The sequence below is a fragment of the Streptomyces sp. NPDC002787 genome (assembly GCF_053592095.1).
In genome coordinates this window covers 153684-161987 of record NZ_JBSFVC010000026.1, presented here as the reverse complement: position 1 = coordinate 161987, position 8304 = coordinate 153684, and the positions used below count along the sequence as shown (strand labels likewise).

Sequence of the window (8304 nt, the reverse complement as noted above, 5' to 3'; positions counted from 1 at the left end):
CGGGGGGGGCTGGGCGCGCAGTTCCCCGCGCCCCGGAAAAGCAGGGGCTGCGCCCCGTGCTTTTCGCCCCTGGGTGGCCGCAGGCCCTCAAGGGGCGCGGGGAACTGCGCGAGAAGCCCCACCGGACGGTCAGCTGGGGGTCGAAGGGGCGCAGCCCCTGGTGGGGGAAGGTCGGGTAGGGGCGGTGGGGGCGAGCAGAAGACGGAGCCGCACCCACCGCCGCTAGGAGGACCCACCCCCCTGTCGTTAGGATCGCCCCTCGTGACCGCCACCCTCGTCGTCAAGAACCTCGCCGCCGGCCACGGCGACCGCTCGCTCTTCTCCGGCCTCGACCTCGTCGTCGCCCCCGGGGACGTGATCGGGCTGGTCGGCGCCAACGGCGCGGGCAAGTCCACACTGCTCCGGCTCCTCGCGGGCCTGCTCCCGCCCGAGCAGGGCGAGGTGCGGCTGTCCCCGCCCACGGCGACCGTCGGTCACCTGCCGCAGGAACCGGAGCGCCGGGAGGGCGAGACCGTACGGGAGTTCCTCGCCCGGCGCACGGGCGTGGCGGAGGCCCAGCGGGTGATGGACGAGGCCACCCAGGCACTCGTCGACGGCGCGCCGGGTGCCGACGATGCGTACTCCACCAGCCTGGAGCGCTGGCTCGACCTGGGCGGCGCCGACCTGGACGAGCGGGCGGCGGAGGTGACCGACTCCCTCGGTCTCGGTGTCGGCCTGGACCAGCCCATGACCGGCCTCTCCGGCGGCCAGGCCGCCCGCGCCGGACTCGCCTCCCTCCTCCTCTCCCGCTACGACGTCTTCCTCCTCGACGAGCCCACCAACGACCTCGACCTCGACGGCCTGGAACGACTCGAACGCTTCGTCTCCGGTCTGCGCGCGGGCACGGTGGTCGTCAGCCACGACCGCGAGTTCCTCACCCGCACGGTCACCAAGGTCCTCGAACTCGATCTCGCCCAGAACCGGATCAGCCTCTACGGCGGCGGATACGAGGCCTATCTGGAGGAGCGCGAGACGGCCCGCCGGCACGCCCGCGACGACTACGAGGAGTACGCCGACAAGAGGTCCGCGCTGCAGGACCGCGCACAGATGCAGCGCTCGTGGATGGACAAGGGTGTCAAGAACGCGCGGCGCAAGGCGAACGACAACGACAAGATCGGCCGCAAGTTCCGCAGCGAGGCGAGCGAGAAGCAGGCCGCGAAGGCCCGGCAGACCCAGCGCATGATCGAACGGCTCGACGTCGTCGAGGAGCCGCGCAAGGAGTGGGAGCTGCACATGGAGATCGCGACCGCGCCGCGCTCCGGCGCCGTCGTCGCCACGATGCGCGACGCGGAGGTGCGGCGGGGCGGCTTCGCCTTCGGGCCGGTCTCCCTGCAGATCGACTGGGCGGACCGCATCGCCATCACCGGCGCGAACGGCGCGGGCAAGTCGACGCTCCTGGGCGCGCTGCTCGGCCGGATCCCGCTGGACGCCGGCCACGCCGCCCTCGGCTCCGGTGTCCTCGTCGGCGAGGTCGACCAGGCCCGCGCCCTCTTCCACGGCCCCGAGTCCCTCCTCGACGCCTTCTGCGCGGCCGTCCCCGACACCGAGCCCGGCGAGGTCCGCACCCTCCTCGCCAAATTCGGCCTGAAGGCCGATCACGTCCTACGCCCGGCGGTGACCCTCTCCCCGGGCGAACGCACCCGCGCGGCCCTCGCCCTGCTCCAGGGCCGAGGCGTCAACCTCCTGATCCTCGACGAACCGACGAACCACCTGGACCTCCCGGCGATCGAGCAACTCGAATCGGCCCTGGACTCCTACGAGGGCACGCTGCTCCTGGTCACCCACGACCGCCGCATGCTGGACGCGGTCCGAGTGACCCGCCGCGTCACTGTGGAGGCAGGCAAGGTGACGGAGAGCTGAGGGCGAGGGGGTTGGTCGCGCCCCTGCTTTTCAGGGGCGCGGGGAACTGCGCGACCAGCCCCCACCGGACGGACGTCTGGGGGTCAAAGGGGCGCAACCCTTGAGGATGGGACGGGTAGGGGCGGCGGGGGCGAGAGAACCCCCGCCGGAAAACTCAGCCGCGCTTCTTGTCCACCAACCCCGCCCGCCGCAATGCGTCAGCCATCGCACTGTTGGCAGGAGCCGGCGCCGCACCCCCCTGCCGGGAACCACCGCCACGCCCCTGCTGCCGAGGCGGCTGCCCCCCACGTGCCCCCCGCTGAGGCCGGGTTCCCGCACCCCCCTGCCCCTGCGACGCCCCCTTGGACGCCGCCTCGTCGTCCAACCGCAACGTCAACGAGATCCGCTTCCGCGGAATGTCGACGTCGAGCACCTTCACCTTCACGATGTCCCCGGGCTTCACCACATCACGCGGGTCCTTGACGAACGTCTTGGACAGCGCGGAGACATGCGCCAGCCCGTCCTGGTGGACACCGATGTCGATGAACGCCCCGAACGCCGCCACGTTCGTCACGACCCCCTCCAGGACCATCCCGGAGACAAGGTCGGAGATCTTCTCGACGCCCTCCTTGAACGTGGCCGTCTTGAAGGCCGGCCGAGGGTCACGCCCCGGCTTCTCCAGCTCCTTCAGGATGTCCGTCACGGTCGGCAGACCGAACGTCTCGTCCACGAAGTCCCCGGCGCGCAGCGACCGCAGGACCCCCGTGTTGCCGATGAGGGCCGCCACCTCCTGACCGGAGGTCTTCACCATCCGCCGGACGACGGGGTACGCCTCCGGGTGCACACTCGACGCGTCCAGCGGGTCGTCGCCGCCCCGGATCCGCAGGAAGCCCGCGCACTGCTCGTACGCCTTGGGGCCGAGCCGTGCCACCCCCTTCAGCTGGGCACGCGACTTGAACGGGCCGTTGGCGTCACGGTGGGCCACGATGTTCTCGGCGAGCCCGGAGGAGATGCCGGAGACACGGGCCAGCAGCGGGGCGGAGGCCGTGTTCACATCGACGCCGACGCCGTTCACACAGTCCTCGACCACCGCGTCCAGCGAACGCGACAGCTTCACCTCGGACAGGTCGTGCTGGTACTGCCCGACGCCGATCGACTTCGGGTCGATCTTCACCAACTCGGCCAGAGGGTCCTGGAGCCGGCGCGCGATCGAGACGGCGCCGCGCAGCGAGACGTCCATCCCGGGCAGCTCCTGTGAGGCGAACGCTGACGCCGAGTACACCGACGCGCCCGCCTCGGACACCATCACCTTGGTCAGCTTCAACTCGGGGTGCTTGGTGATCAGTTCACCGGCGAGCTTGTCGGTCTCGCGGGACGCCGTGCCGTTGCCGATCGCGATCAGCTCGACCGCGTGCTCCTTCGCGAGCCGCGCCAGCTTGGCGATGGCCTCGTCCCACTTGTTGGCCGGAACGTGCGGGTAGATCACATCCGTGGCGACGACCTTGCCGGTCGCGTCGACCACGGCGACCTTGACGCCCGTCCGGAAGCCGGGATCGAGACCGAGCGTCGCGCGGGTGCCGGCCGGAGCGGCGAGGAGCAGGTCGCGCAGGTTCGCCGCGAACACGTTCACCGCCTCGTCCTCGGCGGCCGTCCGCAGCCGCAGCCGCAGGTCGATGCCGAGGTGGACGAGGATGCGGGTCCGCCAGGCCCAGCGGACCGTGTCCGTCAGCCACTTGTCGCCGGGTCGGCCGCGGTCTGCGATCCCGAAACGATGGGCGACCATCCCCTCGTACGACGAGGGGCCGGGCTGCTCGGAGGGCTCCTCCGGCTCCAGGACGAGGTCGAGGACGTCCTCCTTCTCGCCGCGCAGCATCGCCAGGATGCGGTGGGACGGCAGCTCGGTGAACGGCTCGGCGAAGTCGAAGTAGTCGGCGAACTTGGCGCCCGCCTCCTCCTTGCCGTCCTTCACCTTGGCCGCCAGCCGGCCCCGCACCCACATGCGCTCGCGCAGCTCGCCGATCAGGTCGGCGTTCTCCGAGAACCGCTCGGTCAGGATCGCCCGGGCACCGTCCAGCGCGGCCTGCGGATCGGCGACGCCCTTGTCGGCGTCCACGAACGCGGCAGCGGCGGCCAACGGTTCGACGGTCGGGTCGCCGAGCAGGCCCTCGGCCAACGGCTCGAGACCGGCCTCGCGCGCGATCTGCGCCTTCGTGCGCCGCTTCGGCTTGAACGGCAGGTAGATGTCCTCCAGCCGCGCCTTGGTCTCGGCGGCGCGGATCTGCGCCTCGACCTCCGGCGTCAACTTGCCCTGCTCGCGCACCGAGTCCAGGATCGCCGCCCGCCGCTCCTCCAGCTCCCGCAGATAGCGCAGCCGCTCCTCGATCGTGCGCAGCTGCGCGTCGTCGAGCATCTCGGTCGCTTCCTTGCGGTAGCGGGCGATGAAGGGCACGGTCGAACCGCCGTCGAGCAGTTCCACCGCGGCCTTCACCTGCCGCTCCCGTACGCCGAGCTCCTCGGCGATCCTGCCTTCGATGGACCCTACTTCGATGGACCCGGGTGTCGTCACGATCCCGTACCGCCTTCTCCACTGAGGTTGCGCGGCAATTGTGGCAGGTGGCGCCGACAGTGGGGGATCAGGGCGCGAAACGCGCCTTGGCCCGGTACGCAGGAGGAGCCGGACGCGTGGTCGCGTCCGGCTCCTCCGTGGTCTGTGCTCGGCCTTCCTCAGGCCCGGCGGGCTCGCCCGGTGCGGCGCGTCGAACTGGACGCGCCGCCGAAGAGCCGGGCAAGGGCCCGGAACGGCAGCGTGACCACCGTCGCGATGGCCCCACCGATCTGCCGCAACACGTCTGCGATCGCACGGAACACGTACTTCCCCTTTCGTCTCCCGGCTGGCTGGGCCAGGAACGATCGGGTACCGCACCCCGCACCGTTCATGCCTGAACCATCCCGATCAGCGCTCGCCGATCACCCCGCCGGGACCACGCCCGCGCCGAACAGCGTCGTCATCGGGTCCGTCCTCGACGCCGTTCCGGTTCCTCCGGTGGCAGGAAAGGTGGGGTACTCGTCATTGCGGTCATGGTCCGCCCGCCCAAGAATCGAGGGCATGCGAACCGTCCTGGTCGTCCTCTTCGACGGCGTGCAGAGTCTCGACGTCACGGGCCCGATGGAGGTCTTCGCCGGCGCGGAGCAGTACACGCCCGGGACGTACCGCATCACCACGGCCTCCCTGGACGGCGCGCCCGTACGCACCTCCAGCGGCCTCACCCTCGTCCCGGACCACGCCCTCGCCGACACACCCACCCCGCACACCCTGCTGGTCCCCGGCGGTCAGGGCACCCGGAACCCCGCCCCCGAGGTGGTCGCCTGGCTGCGTGCGCACGGTCCGCGGGCCGAGCGTCTGGTCTCGGTCTGCACCGGCGCGATCCTGCTCGCCGAGGCGGGCCTCCTGGACGGCCGCCGCGCGACCACCCACTGGGCGTACAGCGACAAGCTGGCCCGCGACCACCCGGCGATCGAGGTCGACCCCGACCCCATCTACATCCGCGACGGGCACATCGCCACCTCCGCCGGCGTCACCTCCGGCATCGACCTCGCCCTCGCGCTCGTCGAGGAGGACATCGGCCGCGACGCCGCCCTCGCCATCGCCCGCCATCTGGTCGTCTTCCTGCGCCGGCCGGGGAACCAGGCCCAGTTCAGCGCCCAGCTCGCGGCCCAGACAGCCCGGCGGGAACCGCTCCGCGAGGTCCAGCAGTGGGTCACCGAGCACCCCGGCGACGATCTGAGCGTCGAGAACCTGGCCGCCCGCGCCCGGCTCTCACCCCGCCACTTCGCCCGCGCCTTCCAGGCCGAGACGGGCATGACCCCCGGCCGGTACGTCGACCGGGTCCGCCTCGAACACGCCCGCCGCCTCCTGGAGGACACCAGCGACGGCATCGAGAAGATCTCCCGCACCTGTGGCTACGGCACCTCCGAGGCCATGCGCCGCGCCTTCGTGAAGAGCCTCGGCACGGCCCCGGCGGAGTACCGCCGCCGCTTCCGTCCCGTCCTGGCCGACTGAGCCGACCCCAACGAAAGGACCTCCGATGCAGATCGCCATCGTCCTGTTCGACCGTTTCACCGCCCTCGACGCGGTGGGCCCCTACGAGACCCTCGGTCGCGCCCCGGACGCGGAACTGGTCTTCGTCGCCGAGGAGACCGGCCCGGTCCGTACCGATCAGGGAGCCCTGGCGATCACCGCCGACAAGACCCTGGCCGAGGTGCCGAGCCCCGACATCGTGATCGTCCCCGGTGGCCCCGGCCAGAGCGCGCAGATGGAGAACGAGGCACTCCTGAGCTGGCTGCGCACGGCCGACACCACCAGCACCTGGACGACCTCGGTGTGCACCGGCTCCCTGCTGCTCGCCGCCGCGGGCCTGCTGGAGGGCCGCCGCGCGACCTCGCACTGGCTGGCCCTTGACGAGCTGAAGAGGTTCGGGGTGGAGTCGACGGGGGAGCGGGTGGTGTTCGACGGCAAGTACGTCACCGCGGCGGGTGTCTCCTCCGGCATAGACATGGGGCTGACCCTGCTCGGCAGGATCGCGGGTGACGACCACGCCCGGGCCATCCAGCTGGCGACGGAGTACGACCCGCAGCCGCCGTACGACGCGGGCGCCCCGGAGAAGGCGCCGGCCCACCTCGTCGAATGGTTCCGCGAGAACAGCCGCTTCGTTCTGCGGTGAGCCAAGGGGGAGTCAGACGCTCCAGGTGAACCGGGGCTGTCGGCGCTCCAGGAACGCGGCGACGCCCTCCGCGGCGTCGCCGCTGCCGCGCGCCTGCTCGGCCCAGTGGGCGTCGCGGTCCGTACGGCCGTTCGCGAACTCCTTGGCCGCCGCCTGCGTCAGCCGGGAGCGCGAGACCAGCACACGGGTGAACTCCCGGATCCGCTCGGCCAGTTCACCCGACGGCAGCACCTCGTCCACCAGCCCCGTACGGAGCGCACGCTCCGCGTCGATCAACTCTCCGGAGAACAACAGGTACTTGGCGGTCCCGGGCCCGACCAGCGACACCAACCGCCGGGTGGAGGAGGCTGGATAGACCAGGCCCAGCTTCGCCGGGGTGATCCCGAACAACGACCCCTCCTCCGCGAACCGCAGATCGCAGGCCGCCGCCAACTGCGCTCCGCCGCCCACACAGTGCCCTCGGACCGCGGCGAGGGTCGGTTTGGGGAAGTCCGCGAGGGCGTTCTCGGCGCGCAGGGCCAACCCCTGGGCCTCGCCCGGTGACTGCCGTAGCGTGGAGATGTCGGCCCCCGCGCAGAACGTCCCGCCCTCCCCGGTGAGCACCAGTGCCCGTACGGCGGGGTCGGCGGCCAGCCGGTCGAGAAGCGGCGGCAGCGCCCGCCACATCCCGGCCGTCATGGCGTTGCGCTTGGCCGGGTGGTGGACGACGACGGTCGCGACCCCGTCGGCGACGGTGTCCAGCAGCTGAGGCTCCATGCACGGGATGCTAGCCACCCCCCGCGCCCATACGATCAAGAAGGGGCCCGGAACCGCGAGGAGGCCCCCATGCTCGGATCCAGGAAGACCAAGGACACACGCCCCGCGAAGGGCGCGGCCCCCGCGACGGGCGTGCGGGCGGGGACGGGTGTCTACGCCGCCGAGGACGTGGCCGCCGAGACCGCCAGGCTCAGCAGGGACTTCGGCCGGCTGACCGCGCTCGGCGTGATCCTGGTGATCGCCGGCCTCGTCGGACTCGTCTACGTCGGCTTCGCCACCCTGACCTCGATGATCCTGTTCGGATGGCTGCTGCTGGTCGGCGGAGCGATCGGCCTGCTGCACGCGGTCCAGGCGCGGGGCACCAACTTCTTCTGGCTCGGCGTCGTCGTCGCCGCGCTGAACATCGCGGCCGGAGTCGTCGTCATCAAGAGCCCCGAGGCGGCGGCCGAGGCGCTCACCATGTTCGCCGCGCTGCTCTTCCTGACCGGCGGGGTGTTCCGGCTGGTCGGCAGCCTCGTGGTGCGCGGCCCCCAGTTCGGCTGGACGCTGGTGTAGGGCGCCTTCGGTATCCTCCTCGGCATCCTGGTCCTCGCCTCCTGGCCGAGCAACAGCGAGTACGTCATCGGCACCTTCTTCTCGCTGGCCCTGCTCTTCGACGGCCTCGGCCTGATCGCCACCGGCTTCGGTGGCCGCCGCGTCGTGGGGCTGGTCTCCGAGCGGCTCACGGAGAGTGAGCGACCGAGGGGGGAAGCGGGCGGGTCGGGCGCCGCACCCGTACAACCCGAATAGTCCGAAAACGGCACGCCCCGCACAGGAGTGGTCATGCGACTGCCCGGTTCGGACACGGGCGATCCGAAAGTCGTCGATAAGTGCTGACTTCTGTTCAGTCCTGCGTGGGCAGCGCCGAGTTACCAACACTCGACATGTGGTGACAATCGAGCGCAAGGGT

Annotated in this window: 6 protein-coding genes and 1 pseudogene; 4 read left to right on the top strand and 3 right to left on the bottom strand. The window is 71.4% G+C overall.

Annotation, left to right across the window (positions count from 1 at the left end; all coding sequences use genetic code 11):
* Positions 1–261 precede the first annotated feature (261 nt).
* Positions 262–1899, top strand: a complete 1638-nt coding sequence (locus ACWD26_RS32290; RefSeq protein WP_451275493.1) for an ABC-F family ATP-binding cassette domain-containing protein — start codon at positions 262–264, stop codon at positions 1897–1899.
* 154 nt (positions 1900–2053) lie between these two features.
* Here the strand turns inward: ACWD26_RS32290 and ACWD26_RS32285 are convergent, their stop codons facing one another.
* Together ACWD26_RS32285 and ACWD26_RS32280 are read right to left on the bottom strand one after the other, a co-directional pair.
* On the bottom strand, positions 2054–4444 hold the full coding sequence (locus ACWD26_RS32285; RefSeq protein ID WP_451275492.1) for a Tex family protein: 2391 nt from the start codon (positions 4442–4444) through the stop codon (positions 2054–2056).
* A gap of 158 nt (positions 4445–4602) precedes the next feature.
* Positions 4603–4746: an LPFR motif small protein gene (locus ACWD26_RS32280; RefSeq protein WP_257537496.1), complete on the bottom strand. Its 144-nt coding sequence runs from the start codon at positions 4744–4746 to the stop codon at positions 4603–4605.
* A 238-nt stretch (positions 4747–4984) separates the two neighbouring features.
* Here ACWD26_RS32280 and ACWD26_RS32275 point away from each other — a divergent pair, with 238 nt between their 5' ends.
* On the top strand, positions 4985–5938 hold the full coding sequence (locus ACWD26_RS32275) for a GlxA family transcriptional regulator (protein WP_451275491.1): 954 nt from the start codon (positions 4985–4987) through the stop codon (positions 5936–5938).
* A 25-nt stretch (positions 5939–5963) separates the two neighbouring features.
* Positions 5964–6599 (top strand): DJ-1/PfpI family protein, encoded by a 636-nt coding sequence (locus tag ACWD26_RS32270; protein WP_451275490.1) that lies wholly within the window; start codon positions 5964–5966, stop codon positions 6597–6599.
* Between the two features lie 12 nt (positions 6600–6611).
* On the opposite strand, the gene ACWD26_RS32265 is transcribed toward ACWD26_RS32270, so the two are convergent.
* On the bottom strand, positions 6612–7355 hold the full coding sequence (locus ACWD26_RS32265; protein WP_451275489.1) for an enoyl-CoA hydratase/isomerase family protein: 744 nt from the start codon (positions 7353–7355) through the stop codon (positions 6612–6614).
* A gap of 69 nt (positions 7356–7424) precedes the next feature.
* Between ACWD26_RS32265 and ACWD26_RS32260 the strand changes: the two are divergent.
* A pseudogene (locus ACWD26_RS32260) lies at positions 7425–8144 on the top strand (HdeD family acid-resistance protein).
* The last annotated feature ends 160 nt before the right edge of the window (positions 8145–8304 follow it).

Excerpts from the sequence above, each read along its gene's own strand:
- ACWD26_RS32275 (WP_451275491.1), top strand. The coding sequence starts at position 4,985 with ATGCGAACCGTCCTGGTCGTCCTCTTCGACGGCGTGCAGAGTCTCGAC.
- ACWD26_RS32270 (WP_451275490.1), top strand. The coding sequence starts at position 5,964 with ATGCAGATCGCCATCGTCCTGTTCGACCGTTTCACCGCCCTCGACGCG.
- ACWD26_RS32265 (WP_451275489.1), bottom strand. The coding sequence starts at position 7,355 with ATGGAGCCTCAGCTGCTGGACACCGTCGCCGACGGGGTCGCGACCGTC.